The organism is Candidatus Borrarchaeum sp., assembly GCF_019058535.1.
GTDB lineage: Archaea > Asgardarchaeota > Sifarchaeia > Borrarchaeales > Borrarchaeaceae > Borrarchaeum > Borrarchaeum weybense.
The window spans coordinates 1-26,401 of sequence record NZ_JAHPYX010000146.1 but is presented as its reverse complement, the minus strand read 5'-3'; the positions used below and the strand labels follow the sequence as shown (position 1 = coordinate 26,401).

Annotated in this window: 25 protein-coding genes and 1 pseudogene; 15 read left to right on the top strand and 11 right to left on the bottom strand. The window is 36.6% G+C overall.

Annotated elements, in window-relative coordinates:
• The coding region (locus tag QVB70_RS08735) for a polysaccharide deacetylase family protein (protein WP_287585344.1) at positions 1-650 on the bottom strand (650 nt) is incomplete at its 3' end.
• A 54-nt stretch (positions 651-704) separates the two neighbouring features.
• Positions 705-1,238 carry a hypothetical protein gene (locus QVB70_RS08730; protein ID WP_287585343.1) on the bottom strand — a complete coding sequence of 178 codons (534 nt, stop codon included), beginning with the start codon at positions 1,236-1,238 and terminating at the stop codon, positions 705-707.
• Positions 1,239-1,399: 161 nt separating this feature from the next.
• Here QVB70_RS08730 and QVB70_RS18465 point away from each other — a divergent pair.
• The 4 genes and pseudogenes from QVB70_RS18465 to QVB70_RS08715 all read left to right on the top strand — a co-directional run.
• Positions 1,400-1,681 (top strand): annotated as a pseudogene (locus QVB70_RS18465) (restriction endonuclease); the annotation flags it as partial.
• A 27-nt stretch (positions 1,682-1,708) separates the two neighbouring features.
• Positions 1,709-1,939 (top strand): DNA-directed RNA polymerase subunit H, encoded by a 231-nt coding sequence (locus tag QVB70_RS18460; RefSeq protein WP_342766555.1) that lies wholly within the window; start codon positions 1,709-1,711, stop codon positions 1,937-1,939.
• 10 nt (positions 1,940-1,949) lie between these two features.
• Positions 1,950-2,933 (top strand): 2-phospho-L-lactate transferase, encoded by a 984-nt coding sequence (cofD, locus tag QVB70_RS08720; RefSeq protein ID WP_342766554.1) that lies wholly within the window; start codon positions 1,950-1,952, stop codon positions 2,931-2,933.
• Positions 2,927-3,700, top strand: coding sequence for an MJ0144 family RNA dihydrouridine synthase-like protein (locus tag QVB70_RS08715; RefSeq protein ID WP_287585341.1), 774 nt, complete (start codon positions 2,927-2,929; stop codon positions 3,698-3,700). Before cofD ends, QVB70_RS08715 begins: the two co-directional genes overlap by 7 nt.
• Before the next feature lie 174 nt (positions 3,701-3,874).
• Here QVB70_RS08715 and QVB70_RS08710 read toward each other — a convergent pair whose 3' ends face one another.
• Positions 3,875-4,360, bottom strand: coding sequence for a V4R domain-containing protein (locus QVB70_RS08710; RefSeq protein ID WP_287585340.1), 486 nt, complete (start codon positions 4,358-4,360; stop codon positions 3,875-3,877).
• 82 nt (positions 4,361-4,442) lie between these two features.
• Entirely contained in the window at positions 4,443-5,459 is a 1,017-nt protein-coding gene (locus QVB70_RS08705; RefSeq protein ID WP_287585339.1) for an isocitrate/isopropylmalate dehydrogenase family protein, read from the bottom strand.
• A 126-nt stretch (positions 5,460-5,585) separates the two neighbouring features.
• On the opposite strand from QVB70_RS08705, the gene cofC reads away from it, so the two are divergent.
• Positions 5,586-6,230 carry a 2-phospho-L-lactate guanylyltransferase gene (gene cofC, locus QVB70_RS08700; RefSeq protein ID WP_287585338.1) on the top strand — a complete coding sequence of 215 codons (645 nt, stop codon included), beginning with the start codon at positions 5,586-5,588 and terminating at the stop codon, positions 6,228-6,230.
• A 39-nt stretch (positions 6,231-6,269) separates the two neighbouring features.
• A complete protein-coding gene (locus QVB70_RS08695; protein WP_287585337.1) occupies positions 6,270-7,424 on the top strand; it encodes a Xaa-Pro peptidase family protein in 1,155 nt (384 codons plus the stop codon).
• A 30-nt stretch (positions 7,425-7,454) separates the two neighbouring features.
• Here the strand turns inward: QVB70_RS08695 and QVB70_RS08690 are convergent, their stop codons facing one another.
• The gene (locus QVB70_RS08690; protein ID WP_287585336.1) at positions 7,455-7,595 is read right to left on the bottom strand and encodes a hypothetical protein; all 141 of its coding nucleotides are present in this window, start codon (positions 7,593-7,595) and stop codon (positions 7,455-7,457) included.
• A 26-nt stretch (positions 7,596-7,621) separates the two neighbouring features.
• Positions 7,622-9,130, bottom strand: coding sequence for a replication factor C large subunit (locus QVB70_RS08685; protein WP_287585335.1), 1,509 nt, complete (start codon positions 9,128-9,130; stop codon positions 7,622-7,624).
• Positions 9,131-9,456: 326 nt separating this feature from the next.
• Here QVB70_RS08685 and QVB70_RS08680 point away from each other — a divergent pair, with 326 nt between their 5' ends.
• The 3 genes from QVB70_RS08680 (at position 9,457) to QVB70_RS08670 (ending at position 14,835) form a co-directional block, all read left to right on the top strand.
• The gene (locus QVB70_RS08680) at positions 9,457-12,375 is read left to right on the top strand and encodes a cation-transporting P-type ATPase (RefSeq protein WP_287585334.1); all 2,919 of its coding nucleotides are present in this window, start codon (positions 9,457-9,459) and stop codon (positions 12,373-12,375) included.
• A 238-nt stretch (positions 12,376-12,613) separates the two neighbouring features.
• A complete protein-coding gene (locus tag QVB70_RS08675; protein WP_287585333.1) occupies positions 12,614-14,197 on the top strand; it encodes a glycosyltransferase family 39 protein in 1,584 nt (527 codons plus the stop codon).
• Positions 14,198-14,355: 158 nt separating this feature from the next.
• Entirely contained in the window at positions 14,356-14,835 is a 480-nt protein-coding gene (locus tag QVB70_RS08670; protein WP_287585332.1) for a DUF3795 domain-containing protein, read from the top strand.
• Between the two features lie 18 nt (positions 14,836-14,853).
• Here QVB70_RS08670 and QVB70_RS08665 read toward each other — a convergent pair whose 3' ends face one another.
• The 3 genes from QVB70_RS08665 to QVB70_RS08655 all read right to left on the bottom strand — a co-directional run bounded on the left by QVB70_RS08665 (position 14,854) and on the right by QVB70_RS08655 (position 17,325).
• A complete protein-coding gene (locus tag QVB70_RS08665) occupies positions 14,854-15,864 on the bottom strand; it encodes a sugar phosphate nucleotidyltransferase (protein WP_287585345.1) in 1,011 nt (336 codons plus the stop codon).
• Positions 15,865-15,919: 55 nt separating this feature from the next.
• Entirely contained in the window at positions 15,920-16,609 is a 690-nt protein-coding gene (locus tag QVB70_RS08660) for a class I SAM-dependent methyltransferase (RefSeq protein ID WP_287585331.1), read from the bottom strand.
• A gap of 89 nt (positions 16,610-16,698) precedes the next feature.
• Positions 16,699-17,325 carry a hypothetical protein gene (locus tag QVB70_RS08655; RefSeq protein WP_287585330.1) on the bottom strand — a complete coding sequence of 209 codons (627 nt, stop codon included), beginning with the start codon at positions 17,323-17,325 and terminating at the stop codon, positions 16,699-16,701.
• Between the two features lie 304 nt (positions 17,326-17,629).
• On the opposite strand from QVB70_RS08655, the gene QVB70_RS08650 reads away from it, so the two are divergent.
• Positions 17,630-18,562 (top strand): hypothetical protein, encoded by a 933-nt coding sequence (locus QVB70_RS08650; RefSeq protein ID WP_287585329.1) that lies wholly within the window; start codon positions 17,630-17,632, stop codon positions 18,560-18,562.
• Positions 18,563-18,606: 44 nt separating this feature from the next.
• Here QVB70_RS08650 and guaB read toward each other — a convergent pair whose 3' ends face one another.
• On the bottom strand, positions 18,607-20,043 hold the full coding sequence (gene guaB, locus QVB70_RS08645) for an IMP dehydrogenase (RefSeq protein ID WP_287585328.1): 1,437 nt from the start codon (positions 20,041-20,043) through the stop codon (positions 18,607-18,609).
• A gap of 115 nt (positions 20,044-20,158) precedes the next feature.
• Here guaB and QVB70_RS08640 point away from each other — a divergent pair, with 115 nt between their 5' ends.
• Entirely contained in the window at positions 20,159-20,806 is a 648-nt protein-coding gene (locus QVB70_RS08640) for a DUF2284 domain-containing protein (RefSeq protein WP_287585327.1), read from the top strand.
• A gap of 145 nt (positions 20,807-20,951) precedes the next feature.
• Here the strand turns inward: QVB70_RS08640 and QVB70_RS08635 are convergent, their stop codons facing one another.
• Positions 20,952-22,352 (bottom strand): monomethylamine:corrinoid methyltransferase, encoded by a 1,401-nt coding sequence (locus QVB70_RS08635; protein WP_287585326.1) that lies wholly within the window; start codon positions 22,350-22,352, stop codon positions 20,952-20,954.
• A 119-nt stretch (positions 22,353-22,471) separates the two neighbouring features.
• Here QVB70_RS08635 and QVB70_RS08630 point away from each other — a divergent pair, with 119 nt between their 5' ends.
• The 4 genes from QVB70_RS08630 to QVB70_RS08615 all read left to right on the top strand — a co-directional run.
• Positions 22,472-23,110: a corrinoid protein gene (locus tag QVB70_RS08630; RefSeq protein WP_287585325.1), complete on the top strand. Its 639-nt coding sequence runs from the start codon at positions 22,472-22,474 to the stop codon at positions 23,108-23,110.
• 412 nt (positions 23,111-23,522) lie between these two features.
• Complete coding sequence (locus tag QVB70_RS08625; RefSeq protein WP_287585324.1) at positions 23,523-24,116, top strand: MASE1 domain-containing protein; 594 nt, start codon at positions 23,523-23,525, stop codon at positions 24,114-24,116.
• 37 nt (positions 24,117-24,153) lie between these two features.
• Positions 24,154-25,059, top strand: coding sequence for an energy-coupling factor transporter transmembrane component T (locus tag QVB70_RS08620; protein WP_287585323.1), 906 nt, complete (start codon positions 24,154-24,156; stop codon positions 25,057-25,059).
• Positions 25,038-26,401, top strand: a 1,364-nt coding sequence (locus QVB70_RS08615) for an energy-coupling factor transporter ATPase (RefSeq protein ID WP_287585322.1), incomplete at its 3' end; no start/stop codon positions are given. The genes QVB70_RS08620 and QVB70_RS08615, both read left to right, overlap by 22 nt.

Genomic DNA, 26,401 nt, shown 5'->3' with positions numbered 1-26,401 from the left:
AGTGTAAGGTTAAAAACTCGGTAACCCTCTGGGATGTCTTCCATTTCTATTAGGGCATCAAACTGAGCTTTCCATATTTCAAAAACTGATGAAGGTGATGTTTGTTTCATTTCGAACAAAGGCCAGTCATCGAGAAACCATTCTACAGGGAATTCAACTAACTTTCCGGCAATGTCTGAAAACTGCAAAACATAAGGTCGATCATCTGCCATCAGACTCGAATCATAAATATAGCCCATTTCCGTGATCAACTGAAGTGTATTATGAGCCAGTCTCCAGTATGGGGCTCTAAATCCTTTTACTGAACCTGAACCTCCAATTTTTTCCAGAGCCTTGTGAGTCTTTTGAAGTGCATCTTTTTGCTCATAGACTGAGAGGGTATCAAAATTCTCATGTAGATAGCCATGTGCCGCAATTTCGTGATCGTGTGAAACGATTTCGCTCATAGTTTCTGGATATTGTTCTGCTGTCCATCCGCAGGTAAAAAAGGTCGCTTGAATCTCATGTTTTTCTAGTAGGGCAAGAATTCGGGATAAGCCTCTTTTAACGGCAAATTGCCCTTTCGAAACCCTAACAGCTTCTTCAAGCGCTCGGATTTGGACACTTTCCGCATCATAGTCAAAAGTCAAACATACAATAATATCTGTCATGTTGATCATTTCCTAGCTAAAAAAAAGTTTATATGGTCCATTATTTTGATACTATTATTTTCGTTTGCGCTTTTTCTTCTTCCTTGTGCCAAATAATTCTATTACAGACACATATGCAAGTCCTATTGCTCCAATACATATTCCTGCAGCCGCAATAATCAGAAATACAGGGTTTTCGGATGTTTCCCTCTCTGGAGATGTAATAATGGTAACACTAGATTGTCCGTAATGTGTATCTCCTCTGGCTTGGACTTCCGCTGTCAAACTCCACGTTCCTATTGCTAGTGAAGATGTGTTGAATGTCGTTTTGTAAATACCAGTTTGAAGTTTTGCAAACATCGAAGATGTTACTTCAAACTCTCTTGAGAGTTGACTCAAAGTTAATTTAATTCTAGCGTTTCCGACCGGATCTCCATTATCAAAGACAGTTACATTGACCTCAAGCAAATCGCCTTTGACAACTTGATTTTGATAGGGGGTGACGGTGACTACAACGTCTGCGTGAGTTTCTTTAGGGTATATACTCAATGAGATCGTAAGCACAAACAAGATTGAAATTAAAAACATCAACTTCCTGTTTCGGTACATTTAAATTGGACCCCCGTTTTTTAACGACGGATAAATTTTGCTAATAAGACTTATAAAATCTGCTAAGTCTTTTTAAATTTATCATGTGAAGTGTATTTGCTTCATTTATAAGAAAAAAATACATTTGAGTTTTGAGGGAGGCGCTGGCCTTGAGTCAAACGATGAAACGTGTGAAAGAAGGAGTATTACAACTACTTGAAAATAGAAAATATAAAGTCGAATCGATCGAAGAGACCGAGTCAGAAATCGATATCCTTGCAAAAAAGAAAGAGGATAAAAAAGTCCTGAATTTTTTAGTACGCATTCCTAGCAAAAATGTTGTCGGTGTTGCATTAGTACGAGCATTAGATAAAGCAATGAAAAAACATGGTGTAGAGCAGGCGCTACTTGCAACTTTAGAAAGATATACGCCAGCCGCAAAAGCTGAATCAAAAAAGAAGAATATTGAATTACTTCCAACAAAGTATCCTATTTTTAATATTTTTGAACATGTTCTTGTTCCAAAACATGAATTATTATCTGAAAAGGAAGCTAATGAAGTTTTAAAACACTATAATATTAGCAAACATCAACTTCCCGCAATTCAAGCCGCGGATCCCGCAGCAAAAGCTATAGGGGCAAAACCTGGACGAATAGTAAAAATATATCGAGAAAGCCCTACTGCTGGTTTACATATCGTCTATCGAGTCGTTGTAGAATAGTCTTTTTTACATTTCCGCGGATTATTGTTTTGTTGTTATTAGGAGGTGCGCATTAATTCGCATTACGCTGTTAAGTGGAGGGACTGGTACTCCAAAATTACTGCAAGGTCTTGTAAGGCTTGTTTCTGAGGAAAATTTAACTATAATTTGTAATACTGCAGATGATTACTATTTTTATGGTCTTTATGTCTGCCCGGACATTGATTCTGTCCTCTACTGCCTAAAAAGTTTTTTAGATGAAGAAAAATGGTGGGGAATAAAAGGTGACACTTTTAATTGCCTTGATATGTTAAAACTGTATGGTTATGATCCTTGGTTTCAATTAGGGGATCGCGATCTCGCACTTCATATCCATAGGACGCGTTTATTAAAAGAAGGTCTTTCTTTATCTGAGATTATCAATGATGCCTGCATGCGCTTGAATATAAAGCCTCATATAATCCCCATGACTGATCAGAAAGTCACAACAATGGTCTTTACTGACAAGGGTAAATTGAATTTTCAAGAGTTTTGGGTACGGGAACATGCAAATGTAAAGGTATTTTCGGTTGAATTTGAAGGAATTAAGAGAGCAGAACCAACCCAAGATGTAATTGATTCAATTATGGAAAGTGATGCCATAATTATCGGACCAAGTAATCCTGTTACCTCAATAGGACCTATTCTGGAAGTAAAAGGTATCAAAACAGCCTTAGAAAGGACACAAGGCATAAAAATCGCGATTTCTCCTATAATCGGAGAAAAACCATTGAGCGGTCCTGCTGGTCAACTCATGGAAACTCAAAACCTTAGTGTTTCTCCGTACGCTATTGCAAAGATTTATTCTAACTTCTTAGACGTTCTAATTATACATAGTACTGATACAGGATTGGTTCCTCAAATTGAAGAACTTGGAATATCTGTATTTTCTACTAACATCATAATGAAGAGTCTTGATGATAAAATCACTCTAGCTCAAGAAATCCTTCGTTTAATTGAGGAAAAAACATGTTAAAATTGCAAAATCCTGCAATACTATCCGCAATGGCGGGTGTTACTAATGGTGATTTTTGTGCACGAGTTGCGAAAGGTGGAGCTGGCATGATCACTCTTGGCGGATTTAATTTTGATAAGGCAACGCTTAGCGCAGCAAAACTTATCACAACTAGAGAAAGGCCAGAATTTATTATAGATCTTGAGGAACTGCCAGAATATACTGAACGTCAAGTTTCTATTGCCCGTGAAGGAAAAACTCTCGTAAATATAAATATACGTGTTACCTCAAGAGATGGGTTACTTCTGGCAGCAAAAATATCACAGGATGCAGGTGCAGATGCTATTGAACTAAATGCACATTGTAGACAACCGGAAATTATGGATCTAGGAACTGGACAGGCACTGCTAAAAAACTCCAAAAAATTGTGTCAGTGGATTACAATCCTCAAAAATAATGTGAATATTCCCCTAATTGTTAAAATTCGGGCCAACATCGTCGATGAAGTGACTTTAGTGAAAAATATGGTTACAGCAGGTGCAGATGCTATTCATGTCGATGCAATGAAACCTGGATCTCCTTATGCTGACTTAGACGTTATAAAAAGGATATCCAACTCTATCGATACATATGTGATAGGTAATAATTCTGTAAAAGACATTAATTCAGCAATACAAATGCTGAACGCCGGTGCCGATGCATTTTCAATTGCTAGGGCTGCTATAAAAAATCCTGAAATAGTTGGAAAAATTGGGAAGGCTACAATGAAACCTTACAATTATTTATAAAACAGCGGAATAGTTAATGTAATTCCACGTTTTATTGCTGAAGACTTTTTCTAAAATTTTTAGACTCATTTGCGTCTTAGAGTAATCAATTGTTGTGAACGAACTACTACAGATCAAAAATCATTTTCTCTGAATATAATGTCAGTTTTTGAGAGGGAAAAAGATAAAAAAACGTTACATTCTCTTCAAATATGCTGGTACATCAAGTACTTCTATGTAGAATTCACATTCAGGATCCCCTTTTCCATAGCACCTGATCTCGCGTACAAGACATCGTCTGTCTTTTAATCGTTCAATGACACCTGAAATGAGTCCCGTTTCAAAGCTGCATGCCGGCTTTCCTAGGTTTGGAAGCCCTGCAGATGATAGGGTCTCCAGCAATATCAGATTTCCGATCCCTTTATCTGAATCAAATGTAAATGATTTTGTTCTTGCAATACTTTTCTTTTCCATCCACTGCAAAAATTCTTCGAATTCCTTAAATTTTGTTCTCCTACCCAACGCCTTGCCACCAGCATAAGCCAGTGTTTTTGACGCATCCTCTCCAACGACATCACGTAGGCTGAATAAACTTAATGCTCTAAATAGTCGAATATCTATTGTTGCGCCTAAATTAGGCCGGTCAACCCTGTCAAGTTCTGGCATTCTAACCTTTTCCAATATTCCCAACTCCAAAAAGTGAGATAACCATTAGTCCTTATGTCATCTCACCTTTCGACCTAGAAAAATCTTTTGGAAGAAATTAAAATATGGAAAGTAACTCTCTTATGAAGTCGTTAGTAGTATTTTTACCGCCAAGATCTGGAGTTCTAATGTTGGTTTCTTCATATATTTTTAAAATAGAGTTTTCTAGGTCTTTTGCTGCCTGTTTTGCATCACTTATTGAATATTTTTCACCTAGCCAATCTAGCATCATCGAGCAACTTAACAATATTGCAGTAGGATTCGCTATACCTTTTCCTTCAATATCGAAAGCCGCACCATGGACTGGTTCAAACATAGCAATATCCTGTCCAAGGTTTGAAGAAGGAAGAATGCCCAAACTTCCAGTCACCCCTGCGGCTTCATCGCTTAGAATATCTCCAAACATGTTAGTAGTAACTAGGGTATCAAATTGTTGAGGATTGATCACTAGTTGGTATGCTGCGTTGTCTACATATATTTCGTTTATATCAATCTCACTATAATTCTTAGCAATTTCTAAGCAGACATTTCGAAAGAATACACAGCTTATCATCACATTAGCCTTATGAACAATAGTTAGTTTTTTTCGCCTTTCCTTTGCCATTTTACAAGCAACAGTCATGATACGTTCAGTTGCTTCCTTTGTGATCATTCGAACATTAATTGCGCATTCTTTTGATATATCGTCTATTTTTTTATAGAGCCCCTCAGTATTTTCTCTAACAATTACCAAGTCAACTCCTGAATGAATACTCGGAATGCCAGGGATAGTTTTTGCGGGCCTGATGTTTGCGAAGAGGTTGAGTTCTTGTCTAAGGGGCAAAACTACATATCTAGCTGTTTCACCAATCGGCGCTTTTAGGCAACATGAACACTTTTTAATCTCATCTATGGCATTACTGGGCAATGCATGACCAGTTTCCTTTAGAGCCCTGTCTCCTGCAAGTATCTCCTTAAACCGAAAGGAAAAACTATATTTATCTGATAATATCTCAAGCACTTTGCTTGTAGCAGTAGTTATCTCAGGTCCAATTCCATCCCCTGAAATAACGGCGATTTCAAATGTCTTTGTCATACTCATCACATTAAATGATGATAGCTTAAAAGTGGTAATGCAATCTTTATAAAGGTATGTCTTTCATCGCTATTTAAATAAGATTAAAATTCATAATGGCATTTGACGTCTATAAGCTGTGATCTATTGAACATATATGCGCTTATTCCATTGAAAAAATTGGAGAATTCAAAAACTCGCATAAGCAATTTATCTCTTGAATCTCGAAAAATGCTTACCAAAGCTATGCTAACTGATGTAGTTCAATCAACTTTAGAAGCAAAAAATATCACCGAAACTTTTGTGATGTCACCAGATCAGGAGATAGTTACGCTTGCAGAGAAATTAGGTGCTAACACAATCCTTGAGGGAAAACAGCAAGGATTAAATATTGCTGTTTCTGAGGGGACACACAAGTTAGAACAACAGGGCGCTGAGGGTGTGATTGTTATTCTTGGAGATTTACCTCTAATTACACCACGTCTTCTTGATCTTCTTATTAAAAAGGCAATAAGTCGTCCATGGGTGGTAATCGCGCCTTCAAAAGACAATGGTACCAATATTTTGCTAAGAACTCCTCCAGAAGTAATTCCACATGTTTATTATGGATCAAATAGCAGCGTAATACATACCAGAATTGCTCGCTATTTTCATGTTTCTTATACAATATTTAATTCACCAAAATTGATGATTGATATTGATACTTCTCAAGATCTTGCCCTTATCAAAAAATATGAAACCGAAAAACGGACGCATACATTTCAACTACTAAACCAACTTAAGCTTTTATAGAACTTCAATTTTTTAAAAGATACCTTGGTGGGTCTAACTATGACTGCAGAAAGAATAAAACATTCTCAAGAATTACTTAAGGAAATGAATTACGATGGATGGGTCATTTTAACAAATCACGGACAGGATCTACATGCTCTTCTATTGCTTGGGAAAAAAAATCCAGGAAGACTATCTGTCATTGTTACACCTAACGAAAATCCTCATATCATAGTATCGCAGATGGAAGCGCCAATTTTCGAGGATATAATAGGCATAGAAGTATCTTCGTACAGTGATACAAAGCAATTAGTTGAACAGATAAAAAATGAATTTTCTCAGTTTTCAGATAATTCTAAGATCATTCTTGACTATGTAGATGATCCATTGGGACGTGATGATACATTTGATCTTATGACTTATGGAGAAGTAACTAAATTAAAAACCATGTTTCCTGAAATTAATTTTGAACCTGCAGCGCCATTTCTAAAAAAATTACGCACAAAAAAAACTGAAGCTGAAATAAAGGCTCACGAAATCGCATGCAAATATACACTGGAGATTTTAGAAGATGTTCCAAATTTTGTGAGTGTTGGTATGTCAGAACGAGATATACTTTCCGAAATAGATTGCCGATCAAAAAAAGTTGGAGAATCTGCATTTGACACGATTGTAGGCATAGGTCCAGATGCAGCGAGTCCTCACCACGTTCCATCTTCCTTTGAAAAACTAGGAAATGATGAATTACTTTTAATTGACATGGGTATTTTTATAACAGATCCTTCACCAGCTTCCTCAGACCAAACGTGGACCTTCTATACAGGTAGACCTACTGAACAAGCACTTAGAATGTATGAGGCTGTCTATGAGGCAAAAGAACGCGCAATAAAAGCAGCAAAACCAGGAATTCCCGCATATACTCTTGATGAAATAACCCGGGCTACTATTGAGGAATTCGGCTTTGATGAAAAAAAACTGTTTATTCATGCAACAGGGCATCCTCTCGGCATAGAAGTGCATGATGTTGGGCCAATTATTTCCAAAAAGTCACCACATTCTGAACAGCTACTAGAACCTAATATGGTACTCACTGTTGAGCCAGGACTTTATATTAAGGATCTTGGTGGAGTTCGATTGGAAGATGACATTGTAATAACAAAAACAGGGTGTAAACGGCTCTCATACACTCCTCCTGAACTCATTCAGATTAGATAATCCTCTCTTTTGAAGAGGAAAAAACTCCAATTATTTATGCTCTTTGGCGCATGTTTTGCAAGCCCATCGTTTTATGACATTTCTTCGTCGAGTTGTAATTTCCACTAACTTAGCAACCGAAGATGAGTCAGAAATGACTGCACCACAATATACGCATTTCCTACGAGCCATTTTTGTGTCACCTTTGTTAATAAAACTCAAAACCATTTGTCTAACTGTGTGTGTTTAGGTTTTTCCTCGTCCGCTATTGAAGGTTCTTCAAGTTTTTTTCTTACCTTTTTTACAACTTTTTTAGTTTCTTTTTTGGATTCTTTTTCAATCTTTTCTTTTGATTCTTTGGTAACTTTCTTTTTCTCTATCTTTTTTGTTGTTTCTGTTTTCTTCTCTTTCTTCACTTGTTTTGCAGGTTTTGGAGGAGGTTTAAGTTTTTCCATTTCTTTTTTGATTTCCTTAATGTTCTTTTTTTCTGTAAGCAAAGCAAGATCGTCATCTGAAAAATTGAACCATTTAGTAAGCTTAGCCGACATCTCTAGATCATTAAACATCCACTTTATAAAGGGTATATAATCTTTTGTTGCTCTTCTTTTGGAAGTATGGCATTTTTTTCCGATAGTTGCAGCAAGTTCTCCGGTTGCTCCCCGAACTTCTTTTGTACGGCTCATTTGCGATACCCAAGTAGGAAATCCATATCTTTGATAGGTATATCTCTGTCCCTTTAGTGGATTTGCTACGCCCTCTATCATATTGCTATATACATATTTCAACAAAGTCCATTGCTGTCGTTTGCGTATTCTAGCCCTAAAAAGATCAGCCCTTGAAATTGCATCATACACCTGTGCAAGTGTTTCAGGCTCTATGGCGTGTTTTGCTGCATTTTCATTAATCCAAAGCAGAAGCATGTCAGGTCTTATATCTAGATCTCTTACTGACATACGTGCATCCTTTACAGTTTTCGCAGAAAATAGACCTTTCAACGCATTAAAAATGTCAGTTTCGTGATCTCTCGATGTCAATGTAGACAAATCATTCTCTGTAAGTTGGTTTTTGTCCATAGCTATTGCCTGCAAATCATTAATTGCAGATCGCAGATCACCACCAGAGTTTTCTGCTATCTTTAGTAAAATACTATCGTCAACAACAATATCTTCGTTCTTGCAGATCTTCTTAAGTACATTTTTTATACTGGCTGCACGTAGACGTTGAAATTTAATTATTGTACAATATCTTCTAAAAGATGATAATCTTTGGTTGTATGGATCATTAGCCGTTGCAATAATTGGAACTCTTGCTTCTTTAAATATCTTTATTAGAGCTGCTATTCCTCCGCGATCTTCTCGACCAGAGACACCATCTACTTCATCGATCAAAATTAGTTTCTTAGGACGGTTTCCGGAGTAAAGTGAACCTTCTGTTGCTGCTAATCCTACAATATCTTGAATTTGAGATTGCCCTCTTTTATCACTTGCATTCACTTCAATTACATCAAGCCCGTAGGTATTTGCTAAAGCATAAACTGCTGAAGTCTTTCCTGAACCAGGAGGTCCAACAAGAAGTGGGAACTTGATTGCTGATTTCTTTTTCTGTTCTTCAACTCTTTGCTTTTCTGTCCATTCCTCATACCACTTCAATAAATCAGTTGCTGCCTTCTTATTGCCTGCGATTTGGTCTAGTGTAACTGGTCTGTACTTTTCTGTCCATAATACCATCAGAATCCTTCACCTAGGCGTTTCGAAAATCATAGACTCGTAGTTTATATTTGCGCCTTTTGCTTAAAAAGTACATGCTTTAAGAAAAGTCGCAAGAACATCAGTTTCACACTTTTTGTCTTTGACCATAATTGACAACAATATTTGTTTCGTTATTCGCGGATTTAAAAGAAATATTGAAATAACTTGCTAATTTTAAGTTAGTTAACTAAAAGCCAGTTTTTAAATGAAAAATAATTTAAATTGCGATTCAATGAAATAACTTAGACTTTTTATAGTACTAGGAAATGTTACTTTCAATTCAAGTTGATATCGGTGAAAAATAATTGAGCAGAAAAGCACCTTCAGTCGAAGATGAGCTATTCGAAGGAAAATTTGCCTATAGTTTCTCTCCCGATGAATTAATTGATATATTCAACACTGATAGAGAAAAAGGTCTTCCTTCAGAAGAGGCAGTTAATCGTTTAGAGAAATATGGTGAAAATGAACTTCCAAAGGTTAAGACATCATTTTGGAAAATCTATATTGCTCCTATTTCCAATTGGCTCATTAATATTTATTTGATTGCCGCTCTTGCTATTTTTCTAATAGCCTTATCTCTTGGGCCACAAGATGTCGGGGCAGTTCTCCCACTTGTTGTTCCCTGGTTTGTAGTAATAGGTGCTAACGTTGTTGTAGCAGTCGTTCAGCAATTTAGAGGACAGAAAAAACTTGAAGCGTTGCAACAACTGATGGCTGACGACATTCCTGCACTGCGAGATGGCAAACAAATCACTGTTATGACTCGCGATTTAGTACCAGGCGACGTGATTTTGTTACGGCAAGGTGAGAGGGTGCCCGCTGATTGTTTAATAATTGATTCTGCAGATCTTGCTCTGGATGAATCTAGTCTTACAGGAGAAAGTGTACCTGTTGAAAAAAATGTGGCTCCAGAGGGATTAGATGGCGAATTATCAATACAAGAAACAACAAATATGGTTTTTCTGGGTTCATATGTTGCACAAGGTACCGCCAAAGTCATTGTCATTTTCACAGGTATTAGGACGGTTATCGGAGAATTGAGCCGAGAATTAGAGGAAATAACTACAGGGGAAATTCCCATCAGGAAAAAGGTGAATGTTTTAGCAAAATATTTGGGTACAGCAGTTGGAATCCTTCTAGCAATTTCTGTATCTTTTAGAATTTTGAGCTTATTCGTTTTTCCTCCACCGGGAGTTCAGGCAAAAGGGGGGATGATCGAATGGGTGGATTTAGCACCAGTTTTGATAAACGGCCTAACTGTTGCCTTAGCCATAATGCCAATCAATATTGTGTTACTTGTTACGATTGTCTTAATAACAGGTGTCCTTGCAATGGCTAAAGAAAAGGTAATCATTAGAGATCTCAGTGCAGTAGAAACTTTAGGTAGGGTTAGCGTGGTTTGTTCTGACAAAACGGGGACAATGACTGAGAATAAAATGACTGTTAAGCGCATTTGGGATGGTGATGGAAATCTATATGGCATCACAGGATCTGGATTGAATATAGAAGGGGTCATTTTTAAGATTGAAGATAGAGCTACTGTGGATTTACCTCGCGATGCATCTCTGCAAAAACCTGTTGGTTCTTTCCCAAAATCTCTAGAGTTTCTGTTGATAAACAGCCTGTTAAATAATGACGCTAAAATAAGCGATGGGAAATTAATTGGTACGCCAACTGAAGGTGCGATTAAGATTCTTTTTCATAAGTCAAAATTACAGGAAAGCGAGATATTGAAGAATTATAATATGATTGCCGAATTTCCGTTTGACTCGAACGTGAAAAGAATGTCAAAAATGTTTAATGGAACGCACACTGATATTGTATTTTGTAAAGGTGCTAGTGAAGTAATTCTACCTCGTTGCTCACAGATTTCACGTGAAAATAATGAGGAAAAATTTACAGAACAAGAAAAAGAAAAGATTCTTGCACATATTAACGAATTTGCACAAATAGGGTTCAGAGTACTCTCATTAGCACATAAGAGCATAAAAGAACTTCCTAACGATATGAAAGAATCGCGTCACGAAATTGAAAGCAACATGACCTTTGATGGATTTGTTTGTATTGTTGATCCCCCTCGTCCTGGCGTATATGAAGCTATAAAGGAAACCCAGTCGGCTGGAATACAAGTCACAATGATTACAGGCGACAGCCCAGTTACAGCATCCTCAATTGCACGTGAATTGAATATCATCGAAGAAGGTTCAGATCAGATGAGTGTGGAAGGTTATCAGGTTAAATCACTTACTGATGAAGGCTTCTTTAAGACAAGAGTATTTGCCCGAGTAAGCCCAGAAGATAAACAAGTCATCGTTGCAAGATATCAAAAGCGTGATAAAGTCGTCGCAATGACTGGTGATGGTGTGAATGATGCATTAGCTCTTAGCTTGTCAGATGCTGGAATTGCAATGGGCATCGCAGGGACTGATGTGGCAAAGCAGGCATCAGATATTATTATTACGGATGATTCTTTTACATCAATTAGAACAGGGATAAGAGAGGGAAGAAATCTCTTTCAAAAAATCAGAATGATGTGTTATTTCTATGTTTGCATAAACTTAATGGAAGCAGCTATCTTATTTGGAATGTCATTCATACCGAATTTCTTTGGCTTTTTGACGTTCCAACTTCAATGGTTGTATGTGTCGGCTCACACATTCCCAGGTTTTGCACTAGTATTTGATAAAAGTACAAGCAATATAATGCAAGAAAAACCGCGTGATACTCAAGAAATCATAGATCGTAAACTTTTTAAGATAATGGTTTTCCATGCAGCTTTGATGGCTATCGGAGTCGCGTTTATTTATATTATAACGTTTACGGGAATCTATCCTGTATTTCCGGGTAACAATGTAGGATTGGTATCAACTGAATGGCCTTTGGCCCAACAGAAGGCTAGAACAATGGCAATTGTTACAATTGTGTTTGTGGAATCTTTTATGGTACTCGCTATTCGCCGAATTAATATGTCCATCATTCAATCCAACAAAGGAGAGGATTTCTCACTTAGAACCTATATTTTCATAGGAATGGTGATTTTCGGGACAGTGGGTCTTATTTATACCCCTATAGTCCAATTAGCAGTGATACATATTGGGATTGTCTTTGAATTCATGTGGCTAACTTGGCTTGATTGGGTACTAATCATTATAGCATGCCTTCCTTCAGTTGTTGGAATTGAATTATATAAATGGACTAAAAGAAGTAAAGGCATTACATTTTGAATATCTAATAGACTCCTTGAAGTAGATTTTATGATTCTATGAAAATGTTAGAAATTCTTTATTAGCCTAATTTCTTCTACAGTTTTCCTCTCATTATTTTTCTGATCTATAATTTGCCGAAATCCAGTCCTCTTCTTAAATGCCTGAGATAGAAGTTAAAGCAATTCCATTGTACGAAAACATCTTAAACAACATTTAATATTTAGGCATAATAATATCGTCTTATCGAGTGGCTTCTATGAATGCAAAGGGCAGGAATTTTGCATTAATTGTACTCTTAACCTTTATGGGTGGCCTACTACGTTTTTTAGTTTATTCAGATTTATGGTTTATCTTTGGAGATGACTGCAGATATGCTGGGCTTTCAAAAAATCTTATTGAACAGAGAGTATATTCATTGTATGCGCATGATCCCTTTATACTCCACCCACCCGTTCACCCAATTCTTGGAGCACTTATTCATACTGCTACTGGACTTGATTTTATCTATTCAGATCGCTTACTCTCATTTGTATTTGGAACTATGTCAATCCCTATCGTGTTTTTATTGAGTATGTTGTTTTTGAATTATCGCGAAAGCATTCTTACAACATTTCTATTTACTATCTCAGGATTTCACATCTATTTAGCACAACTCTCTCTAACAGACAACACATTCATGTTCATGGGTTTTCTTAGTCTATATTGCTATTGCAAAGGGATATCCAATAGAAATTATCCAAAATTAATCATGGCAGGTCTTCTAGGTGGTTTTTGCGCCCTTACAAGAGATTTGGGCATCATATTGATACTTCTCTTTTTCATATATTGGATTTTGACCACAGAACTTGTAAATACTTGGAGAATGCCGGTATTGGCAAGTTTGACACAAGGAGCAGTCTATTCCGTTTGGCCAGTATATCGTTACTTAAACTATATTTCACATCGTTATATTTGCGCCTGGGAAGGCTTTCCTGTTTATACCGGAAATTTCAATATTATAACGCTTGTTTCTCCTTTTAGTTTCCCAGAAATTTCAGCAGCCTTCGTTGGTTTATTTGCTCCTTATACCTATTACATTATTACCCTCCCTCATCTTACTAGCCTTTTTCTGCCATGGCCACTTAACAGTTCTATTGTTCTTTATGGTCCTTTTGGTGGAAATGAACATCTTGTCCCATTATATTTCTTCCTTTTGATTCCGGGAGTAGTAGGAGCTCTAAAATCACGCCAATATTTTATTCTATCATGGATTCTGATATTTTTTGTTCCCCTATCGTTTCTAACAAATGTTGACGTAAGATTCGTCGATTTCACTCTACCTGCTTTTAGCATGCTATATGTGTATGGGTTAGTCACATGTAAAAATATCTTAAAGTGGGTTCTAGAAAAGTTTAAACCTGGAGCAAATAGGCAGATTATAGAACTCTTACGCCATCAAGATGTACTCTCTTATTTGATTACTTTTTTAACGGTTAGTTTTATCATATTTGGACTCCTTCAAGCGAGAGGAACTATTCTTACTCAGCGATACGAAATTCAAGGTGCCGATCTTGCAGCTGAGGTTGAGGAATTGAATGGGGTGACAATGGTGCGACTTGGCTACTCACAAGAAGTAGCGTATCTTACTTCAAAGGAGATCATAGGAATGCCACACACACCTACGAGGTTGGATGATATTATAAATCATTATAACGTGAATTATATTGCTTGGGGGCAGCATTCACCTTGGTGTGAGCAAACAATAACATATATTCAAGAACATCCCGAGAAATACGCTTTATATCTATATATCTCATCTCCAGAGAATAACGACGTCTATCTAATTTATGAAGTTCTCTAGCTGATTGATTATGCTTAGAAAGCTTTTTCCACTTTTATAGAAGTCTCTGTCTCTTTGTATTTGTGAAGTTTAATAGTAAGAATTGTATCAAATAAGAAATAATTTTATATTAGGCGTAAAAGTAAATTCTGACAAGTTAAAAAGGGGGTTAATAATAGATGGAACAATCTAAATTATATTCAAACGAAGATTTAGTCGCTTATTGCGGCATTAATTGTAAAGAATGTAAGGCAAAGGCTAAAAGGCGAGGAAACCTTGCTAATTTGTTGAAAGAAGCTCTTAAAGAGTTACCTTTAGAATTATTCCGTGAAGTCTTTCCACCATTTAAGCCTATCAATGAAGTAATGGAATTTCTTGAATTTTTACCGATGATGTCAAACATGCAAACATGTTGCACTTCAACAGAACATCCATGTGGAGATCCAGACTGTAAAATTCGCGTTTGTATACAAGAAAAGAACATAAGAACCTGTGCAGAATGTGAGGAAGATTATAAAACATGTGTAAAACTTGATTTTCTAAAACCAGGTCATAAAACATTGATAGAAGATCTTGATTTTATTAAAGAAAAAGGATTTGACGCGTACGTTGAAGACGTGATTAAAAAATACAAGATGGATCCTGTAACTGTTGAGTAAATCCTCATTTCCCCTCCTTTATTCTTGTATAAAAATATCTTCGTTCAGATACACAACTCTATTATATCTTGCATTTTTTTGAATATATGCCTCATCAAAAACTATGCTATTTTCAATTATAGAATTTTCACCGATTTCTGTATTTCTTCCTATTGTTGTATAAGGTCCTATCTGAGTATTTTTTTCTATTTTTGCATTATTTCCAATTAGCACAGGAGGAATAATCTTTGTATTACTTCCAATTTGACTTCCATTTTCTATTAGTTTAAATCCTGGCGTAATTGGGATTATTCCAGCTTGAATGCGGGATAAAACCTCACGATTAGCATCTAAAAGATCCTTTGCTCGAGAAATGTTCTTTCTCCATCCGTCAAATAATGATCCATATACTTTTACGTTGTCTTGTTTAAGTAATTTCTTAATCGCATCAGCAATTTCAAATTCCCCTCTTGGTGAGGGCTTTATTTCCTGAATAGCACGGAATATTATCGGACTGAAAATATAGATGCCGGTTGTAATGATATTAGAGAATACTATGGATGGCTTTTCTTCAATTTTAATGATCTTGTTATCTTCTCCAATGAGAACAACTCCTGTTTCTTTTGGAGTTCTTTTTTCTTCTAAAAGAAGTGTGGCATTCGCTTGGCGATTTAAATGGTGTTGAAATAAATCGTTAGGCGGCAAATCTAGAAATAGATTATCTCCTAAATACACTACAAAATCTTTCTTGACGATTTCTTTCGCCAGATTAATTGCATCAGCTAATCCTAGTTGTTTTTCTTGAAATAAATATTTGATGGATCCTCTAAAGTGTGTGCTGTTCAAATACACTTGAATTTGTTGGTATTTGTAACCCAGCACCATGAAAATTTTTCTTATATGAAGTTTTTGCAAAAAATCGAGCGCGTATTCGATGATTGGCTTTCCAGCAACCGATAGCAGTGGTTTAGGGATATGTTCTGTCAGAGGCAAGAACCTTGTTCCTTTACCAGCTGCAAGTACTATTGCAGTATCGAGAATTTCAATCACCAAAAGAAGATGCGTTCTATAGCTTCTAAAATGTAAAAACGAAGTAAGTAATTAATTATTTGGTCTCAATAGAAATCCCTAAAAAATCTGTATTAACGAACCAGTTAGAAATATCAGCTTGCTCTAAGAATTGTTGGACTTCTTGCGGTGTATAACTCGCATCGATTGATGATTTCCAATATTTCCACCAGTTTCCAGCAATAAGGCGTCCTAACACATGCACAATGAATTTTGCCCTTAGACCTAAATCCCGGCGTTCATCTTTGATATATACTTTCCCATCTGGCTTTAATACCCGAGAAATCTCTTTGAAACCATTTAAGGGATTTTCCCAGTGATGCAGAGAATCGTTGGAGAAAACTAAGTCATATTTTTGATCTGGAATCATTTCCATGTTTTCAACATAACCAGTTATATAATTTACACGTTCTGCTACATTTTCATCTTTTGCATTCTTTCTGGCTACTCTTTGCATATCGGCTGATGGTTCTAGACCATCTACTCTGACATCAGGACGTTCTTTTGCCAACCAGATACCTATCCAGCCTGGGCCTGGACCTATTTCTAGAATAATCGCCCCTTGTGGTGGATCTATTGATTTTATGATATGTTTTATAATATTTCGATACTCAAAACCCATATTTTTCTTCATCCTTTCACTATATTCTTCCATGGTAAACTCTGGAGTATCTAGTATTGCCTCTCCTTCTGGGATTCTAGGTCTGATTTTCTTGCTTTTAGCCATTTGTTTACACCACTTTTTTTAATTCCAAAGGCGTGATATGCACTTTTCAGTGACATTGAAAAAAATAAAAAAAGGGCAATAATGCCCTTTCACATAATACATTCTATTAAAGCTTCTATTTTATATGGCTTTACTGCGTCTACAATAGCTTCAATTGGTTCATCGTCTTCATCTTTTTCTCTTACGTTTTCTAGAGCCCTCCTGCGCCTTCGTATAAATTCTCCCAATGTGGGGAATTCATACGTCATCTCATATTCAGCAATCAATTCAATTTCTTCTTTGTGAGCAAATCCTTTGATGCTTTCTGAAAAACCTCTATGACTTACCATAATAAATCTAAATCCATTTATTGCTATTTTTTCGTTTACAAGAAGACTCCTCAGCCGACTTATTTGATAGCCCTGATCAATTCCTACAATTCTGTTCCAATCTTTTATAATTACTAACCCTAAGTGATCGCCAATAGAGTTTTTCAAAAGCAGCGTAGTATTATTATTTGCTAACATTTTTCTGATATGGCTTTTCCTATATGGTTTCCAATGAGCTATGTCAACTGGTACTAAACCCTTTTTTTGGAAATAGGTTCTAGTAAGCCAACGAAGTTCATTCGGCATTCTAGCTCTCTTTCCCAGCGAAATCTCTCTAACCCCCAATTGTCTATATAGTAAAATACCGACAAAATACTTTATAATTGTTGCCCTCCTTTTTAAAGGCATTATAGGCGCTCTTCGGGCGCGATGGCGCGTTTTATTAAATATGCGGGCGCGATAACCTCTCCCTTTATATATACGTGCGCGATTGTGCGCTTCTTTATATATTATTACCTTAAACGCTACAAAGATTAAAATTCTAGAAATATAGCTAAATACAATACATAAAAAGGCAGCAAATAAGAATGAAGCTGATATTTGAATCAGTATTCATTTAAACACCACTTATATGAGATAGGCAAAGTTCTTCATATTTGAAGGTAAGCTTTTTACTTGATTGGCCTTTTTCATTATAATGAGTGAGCCAGTAATGCAGAACATAATATCAGACGCTATCAAACTGTTTCAGTTTCTGAAAAACTCACCATATACACCCTACATAGTCATTGCGCTGTGTTTTATGATATTAGTTATAATTCAGGTACGTAAAGTTAGAGATCGAAATCGCAGGAAAGAATTTCTTTTAATCGAGACTCATCAGCAGAATCTTCAGATAAAAGAATCTTCTAGTTATGCCTTAACTCTTGAAGGGAAAATAATAGATCTTAACAAAATGACCGAAAGGGAAATGATTGAGATAAGATGGATTCTTTTCTTTCTACCGTTCTTCTTTCTTAGCACTCTGTTGGTTATTTTGTACTCTCCATTGTTTTGGCCAATTCCTTTCATAGGTCTAATAGGTGTTCTTGTTATAACAATCTTGGGAGCGATTCGCATGTCAAAATATGGTTTTACAAGAAGTTATCTCTCTGGACACGATTTACTTAACGAAATGCGATTAGATGAAAGGAATAAGAATCTAACTGTTTCACATACATTCTTTGCAAATCAAGTTGAATTGAATAATTTCTTTGAATATGTGTCTTGTGAGAGTCGATTAACGTTAGATGACAGAGTAAGTTCTACATGGACTTTATATGTCGGCCTTAGGGCAATAAAAACATGCGATCATGCCCTTAATAGTGCCTTATTCATGGTAAATAAACAAAAATCAAAAATATCCTCAAAACTTCGGAGAGTTATTAACTCAGAGAACATCGAAAAAATATCCGACTTTTTCCTTGATGATGAGAAAAAGTCGTGGTTTTGCATCGAATCATGGGAGAATTATTTAATTGGAAAAATTCGATTTGCTATACACGAACCTCAACGTGTGACAGAAGAACGGACAAAAAGGCTAATTCAAGCTTTCGAACTTCTTGAAGAGTTTTCTATAAACTTCTTTCAGCATTTACAAAGTTAACTGAGCGATCTTTTTCGATCTAGATTATGTTTGTTTAATTTAGATTATTTTGGCGTAATTAAATCGTGAGGTTGCATTTCTTGCATACCCGCTGGTGTTAATATTCCGAAATTAGCTTTCTGTTTAAGTTCATTAAGATCTCTCGCGCCAACATAACCTAATGCAGCTTTAAGTCCGCCAGCAAGTTCATTAATTACATCACTTATTGTTCCTCGATATGGAACAAAGCCTTCTACACCTTCTGCGATATCTTTGCTTGGTTGAGAATATCTATCATATGAAAATCGCTTTTTCCTAGCTGCAATTGACCCCATTCCATAATACTGCTTGTAGTATTTTCCTTCTAACGCTATTAACCGTCCAGGAGATTCGCGACATCCTGCAAAAATGTTTCCCATCATACAAGCTGAAGCGCCAGCAGCTAAAGCCACGGCGATATCACCACTGTTTTTTATTCCACCATCGGCACAGATCGGAATGCTGTTTCCTAATTCAGCAGTCGCCTTTGCAACTTGAAGTGTTGCATACAATGTTGGGGAACCAGCACGTGTTACCATGCTTGTTGAGCAAATACTTCCTGATCCAATCCCTACTCTAAGTCCTGCAACACCATCTAGCCTGCTGAGTACATCTACTGCTGCTGCATATGTTCCAATATTCCCAACTATTAAATCTGCACTTACATTGTTCAAGATTTCTTTGGCCCCTTTAAAGCAATTGACGTTATGAAAATGAGCTACATCGATTACCAAAATGTCAGCGTATTTATCAAGCACTTTAGCACGTTCTAAATCAAATGGACTTATAGCTGCTGCACATAGTAATCGCCCTTCTTCATCTCTTACTGCATGTGGATACTTACCTTTTAAGAGAATATCTTTGATTGTAATCAGTCCTTTCAACTTGCCAGTTGTAGAATCAACTATTGGCAATTTTTCAATTCGATGCTTATGGAGCAATGTTTTAGCGTCATCGAGGCTTACTTCTTCAGTTGCTGTGATCACATCTTTAGTCATTACATCTTCAACTTTCAAATTGTCATCAGCAAATCGTATATCGCGCCATGTAACTATTCCTATTAAATTTTCGTTATCATTTAAAACTGGTAAACCATGGACATTATATTGATTCATTAATTCAGTGGCACTTTTCACAGATTCACTAGGTCTTATGGTGAAAACTTCTGAAATGATGAAGGATTCTGCACGTTTGACTTTTCGTGTCATGTTTACTGCTTCTTCTTTTGTGCAGTTTCTATGTATAACTCCAAGTCCTCCAAGTCTAGCTAGTTCTATCGCCATTTCTTCTTCAGTAACTGTATCCATTGGAGACGAAACAAAAGGCAAAACTAATTTGTGGTTTAAAGTGATTCTTGATGAAATATCAGGATCTTTGGGTTCAATTGAACTCCATCCTGGCAAAAGAATGACGTCATTAAATGTGATAAGCTTTTCCATATTGTTTTCTTTCCAAAATGACATTTAGTGTCCCTCACCGACCAGGTTAATTTGGCGTGAAAAGTTACTTTAAAATACTATCTAGTAACACCATTTATAAAATTCCATTAAAAAATCCTGTTTCGAGTTGGAAATTTTGATGTCTAAGATAAGAACTGAAGATCTTATTAATGATCTTCAGAAGTTATGTGATTATGCTATTGAAAATGGTGCCTCTAGGGCAAAGTTCTTTGATACAGATGCCGTTGTCGTAGATGAGAGAGTCCGTCTTAAGTGTCAGGTGCCATTATGCCCATCTTTCGGAATAAATCTCTGTTGCCCTCCTAAAAATACTCCTTCCGTTGATGAATTTCGGGCTATGTTGGCAAACTATAATTATGCTATACTAATCCAAGTAGATACTCCCCTGAGTGAAGAACTTGCAACGATTATTAAAAGTAATGAAAGTGTAGGCGAAATTTACGAAAATCAATCATATTTTGAAAACCGAAAAGATACTCTTGACAAGGGCCAAATAAATCTACATAAAATTGTGAATAAAGTAGAAGCAAAAGCGTATTCAATGGGCTTTTATTTTGCGACAGGATTTATTGGTGGAAGTTGTAAACTATGCTCTAAATGTGTAACACAACAATCAGGAGAAGCGTGTCAGCATCCATTTCAAGCTCGCCCATCAATAGAAGCTGTTGGCATTGACGCCTTTAAAACTGCAAAGAACATTGGCTTCGAACTAAGCCCACCAAAGGATAATTTAGTTAGATGGACAGGGTTGATTTTGGTAGACTAATTTAAATCGATTGAGTCCTCTTCGTCTACCAGTTTTTAAATTCGTTTCCAAATGTTGATCTATTTAGATTTCATTTTTTAAAATATTAATGGAAAAAAAGAAAGGTGCTTCTTTTAAAAACGCACCCTCTGTGTAGAGAGCGCTATTAAATCGAAATACCTAATGTATCTTCTGCCTGCATTTTTACGCTCTTATATAGGTTATAATATTCGTCATTGGGCTTAATTGTCTTTATATCAAAGCACTCTTTGAATGCCTTACCCTCTGGTGCTGCCTTTCCATCGTAAATTGAAAACTTTTCATTAAGAATACTATTAACGAGATCATTCGCATTTTCACGTGTTATTTGTGCCTTAGATATTGCATGAGCCAGTTCAGCTGTAAATCGGGCTTCTAATACACCAGGATGATCTTGATATTTATTAAATGCAGCAAAACAGCTTTCTATAAATGCACATCCAGAAACTGTATGCATTAGCGTGACAGGAACTATCTCCCAGAATAACATTTCTGTACAAGGACCTGCAGCACCGCCCGCTGTTCCACCAATTAATAACTTCGAATTTCTGCTTAAAGCTTGCATTGCGATAGAGTGTGCCCATAGCATTTTCCTTAATTGTGAAATCTCTGGTACTATGTCAACATAACGCATATTGTATGGCGTGCCAGTGATTGCAAAAGAATGTCTATGAACTAATTGTCCTAATATTGATCCTGCTACCCTTGCAATAGCTACTCCTTCTGGTCCTCCTGCATAACCTCCCATAATAGCGGTATATAAACCGCAAATAAGAGCATCATATCCAACAAGATGGACTACCTTTGAAAGTACCTGATAGTCTGTTTTTAAATCAGATGCAATTGCAACCAGATGTGAGTCAGTCCTGCGAAGGCCACCTTCTGTAGAACTTGCTGCAATTTCTGCTAAACATGTAACGCTTGTTTCGGTGCCAAGAATAGACAATCCAGGTCTTCCTACTCTTCTAAGGGCCTCGTGAACTAGTGCAATTTCGTATTTTCCAGCCTCCACTTCCAAAGGCGCGCCAGCTTTAATTGGTCTGCCATATACTGTTGTAAGAGAACCTTGATTGAAATAATCAGTTAAAGGATCTTGTGCGAAGGCAACTGCTTCTTCCAGAAAGATATCTTCACTAGTGGGCTGACCTAATCCACCTGTTTGCATGAGTGGAGGTAATGAATCGCTTATGGCTCTCCATCTCATAACACGTGTATCCTTTTCTTCCCCCATTACGACTTCGCCAGGTAATCTTTTTAGCATTTCTTTTATTTCAGCCTCTTCAAAAATGATCCGTCGAGATGTTGAAGTACATAGCATGCCAACCTCAAGTGCTAACTCTAATCCTGCCTCAAAAACTTCATCAGCCAATGTGTTGTCATTTGGGATAGGCTCTTCTGGAGTGCATTTGAGGTTATGTTCACTCACCAACCTGTTTACGGTCGCTGAGAATATATTTAAATCAAAATCAGTTTCCTTACAGGCTGGACCTTCTTCAACTCGATCTAAGATTTCCCAAATCGTAACCAATAATACGACCTCCAATTGAATGTACATTCGAAATAATGTATCCATTTTATAAATGATGCATAAAAAACGAAATGAAATAATATCGTTTCTAATATTTATAAGAACTATAGGGTGAGTTTATGTCTGCTGAGGAATTAAAAAATCTAGAAGAGGCAATAATTAACGGAAATAAAGAAACTGCAATTCAAACAATAGAAAAAGCAATAGTTAATGAAATCGCTACTGAAGAGATTCTTAAACACGCAACAAAAGCCATTCAACTAGTTGGTGAAAAATTTGCATTGATGGAGCTCTTCCTCTCAGACATGATGCATTCTGCCGAGGTAATGAAAGCCGTTTTTAAGCTTCTAAGGCCACACCTATTACAAGACGAAACACAAACTGAAAAAGGTACTGTTGTGATTGGAACGGTAAAAGGTGATATCCATGATATTGGCAAAAATATTGTTGTTGCCATGCTGGAGGGAAATGGTTTCAAAGTATACGACATTGGAGTTGATGTACCTCCAATGACCTTCGTTGAGAAAGCAGAAGAAGTTAAGGCAGATGTGATCGCAGCTTCATCTTTGCTATCAACTACAATGCCCTACCAGCAGGATATTATACGCTTTTTAGATGATCTTGGAACACGCTCAAGTTATAAAGTTATCGTTGGTGGTGCACCAGTCACAGCTGAATGGGCAAACAAAATCGGTGCAGACGGTTACGCTGATAATGCTATGAAAGCGGTCGACATGGTTACAAATTTGTTAATATAAAATAACTGTTTTCCTGAGCATTCAAAATGAAAGCAAATTTCAATGCCGACATAAAAGCTTAGTTAATTTTTTACCCCTACTCAGAAGAAGAATCGACTTTTCGGGAAATTTTTTGCTGACTAAATCGAGATCCTCACTAAAATGTTAGAATTTTGTTTTAAACGAAATCAAGGTAAGATGATTTCAACTCATATGTTCAGAAAGTCATGATAACTCATTGTTAGTCAATAAGACATTCATACAGTCCATAAGGATTCCTAAACTTAGCAGGAAATTATTCAATTTTTTAACATGATCGTGTCAATTATATAAATCTTGTCTCGACAAAATTAACATAAAGTATTTAAGTCTGAGATACATACCTCATTGCGGTTGAAATACTATTGAAAGTGAGCGCACGAGGTGAATTGATATGGGGCTTCAACCACATGAGTGGTTAATGCGGTTAATTCTTGCTGGTGTAGTATCTGGTGTTTGCACGGTCTTAGCTATATTTGCAGTCATTACAGTGCCTGTACCTGTTGCACCGGGTGTGAGTGCATTCTATATTGCAGCGGCGGTATATGTTCCCTTTGCACTTTGGTTTGGGATATGGGGTGGACCAATTGCAGGTTTTGTCAGTTGTTTCATTCTAGGGATTTATAGCGGATTCCCCTTATGGTTTAGTGCTTTATGGGCAGTAGCTGATATCATTGAAGGTGCTGTTCCCTTGATAGCGTTTAGAACCTTTAGAGCCGATCCCGATTTACGTGAGAGTGAAAACAAAGGGAAATCATGGGCAATGTATTTAATCTTTGGTGTAATCCTTTCCTCTCTTCTCTCTGCATTGTGGGGTGGCTATACCCTTGCATGGTTCCTAGGCTTACCACCTGCAGCAGCGTATATTGTCTTCCTTGGATGGTTCTTAGGAGATATCATTGTTTTAGCTGTGATTGCTACGCCCATGTTGTACTTCTTAACTAAGCCAATAAAAAGAAGCCAGATCTATATCGAGGGCTATATTTAAAACCCCCTCTACCTTTTTTTTTAGAGGAGATACAAAAATGTCATCACGTTCATTCTTCTTGTATATCTCAAAAGATTCGTTTATGCATAAACTGAACCCTTTAACGAAGCTAGCATTAGTACTTGTCATTAGCTTAGTTCCCTATCTTATTGAAGATTTACTTGGACGACTTGTTGTTGTGCTACTTGGAATATTTTTATTGGGTGTTTCAAAAGTACAGATAGGTGTTATGAAAAAATTCCTTGTAGGACTAGTTTTAATGCTCAATACAATTTTTCTCGGCTTTCTTTTGTTTAGTCATATTGAGGGCTCAATAATTTTAGTGGATACAACCGTCATAGATACTGTTTTCTTGTTGTGGCCACTTGAATGGGCGATCTTTATAACAGAGAACACAATTATTCATTCTATAAAAATTTATTTAAGGGTTCTAGCTATGTCTATCCTCACTATTTTCTTTTTCACAACAACAAAAGATCGAGATATCATCTATAGTTTACGGTTATTGAAGATACCTTACGCTATAATATTTGTTCTTGTGGTTACACTTCGATCGATGAGTATGTTTGTCGATGACTTCTTTACGATTCGAGATGCAAATATTTGCAAAGGCGTTGATTTTAACAGAGGAAACCCAATCTCTCGTATAAAGAAATATTTATCTTTAATCAATCCTTTAGTGATGTTCCTCATCAAACGGATCGAAGAAATGACCTTTGCAGCAACAAGTAAGGGCTATATAATTAAGGGACAACGTTCTTATTATTGGACTTATCCTTTTAAGAAAGCAGATTATTTTATTCTTGTTCTCGTTGTTACTTTCTTCGGAATCTTTTTCTTTGGATTTCTCTTCGATATAACAGTCACTCAGATTTTGCTTATGGTATCTGAGCGCGTATCATGGCTAAATGGTGGTATACCGTGGTTAAAGAAATTATCATAGAAGATGTCTGGTGGAAATATAAAGCAAGTGAAGACTGGGTTCTCAAAGGTATTTCACTTCAAGTTGAAAAAGGTCAATTTTATGGTATTATGGGACCTTCAGGTGTTGGAAAATCTACTCTTTGCCTTTGCCTTAATGGAATAATACCACAAGCTGCAAAAGGTGAGTTCAAGGGTCGAGTGAAAATCGGGGAGATGGATACCTCTGAGGACTATATCTCTGAATTTATTGGAAAGGTTGGTCTAGTTTCACAGGATCCTGATTCACAATTTATAATGATGTCCGTTGAGGATGAATTAGTTTCTCCACTTGAAAATTTAAACCTCTCACGCGATGAAATCGCAGAAAGAATCGAATGGGTTGCAGATTTAGTGGATATAAAACATTTGCTCAAAAAATACCCTCATGAACTCTCTGGAGGACAAAAGCAACGAATTGCAATCGCTTCATTTCTTGCAATGCGACCTGAAATATTGGTTCTAGACGAACCAACGTCTGATTTAGACCCAGTTGGGAAGGAATCCGTGTTTTCAATTGTGGAATCTTTGAGAACGGAAACTGATCTCACTATTGTAATGGTTGAGCATGATAGCGAAAAACTAGCAAAATTTGCTGATCGAATTGCAGTTATTAATGATGGAACGATTATTTTAGATGATGATACGGATCACGTCTTTCAAGAATATGAAAAACTACGTCACAATGGCATAGTGCTACCTCAAGCTGCTGATGCCTATCTACAAACCTTTGGTCTAAAAGAAGATCGTCTTCTTGTTGAATACGATAGGATTCTTAATGAATTCAGAAATGCTTTTAGCCAAGGCAAATTAAGTTTTACTGCTCCTTGCAATACTATTCTCGAAAAAAGTGGAAATGAAGTAATTGATTTCAATGATGTAGATTTCCACTATCCCGATGGCACAAAAGCTGCAGAGCAGATAAACCTGCAGATACATGATGGAGAATATGTTGCGATTATAGGTCAAAATGGATCTGGGAAAACAACCTTAGCAAAGCTTTTGAAAGGTTTGCTAAAACCCACTAACGGAAAGGTAACTGTCTTTGGCACAGATACCTCGAAAGTTTCTGCGACTAAGATTACACAGGTTGGTTACTGTTTTCAGAATCCAGATCACCAATTATCACGATATGATGTTCGTGAAGAACTTGAATTTGGTCCTAAGAATCTAAAACTTGAAAAAGATGAAATAGAAAGACGTGTTGATGATGTTTTGAATGTTATTGGGCTACAAAACTTTGCAAATGAATATCCCTTTTTCCTAGGGAAGGGACAAAGAAGAAGGCTTGCTGTTGGCACAATTCTGACAATGCAGCCAAAAGT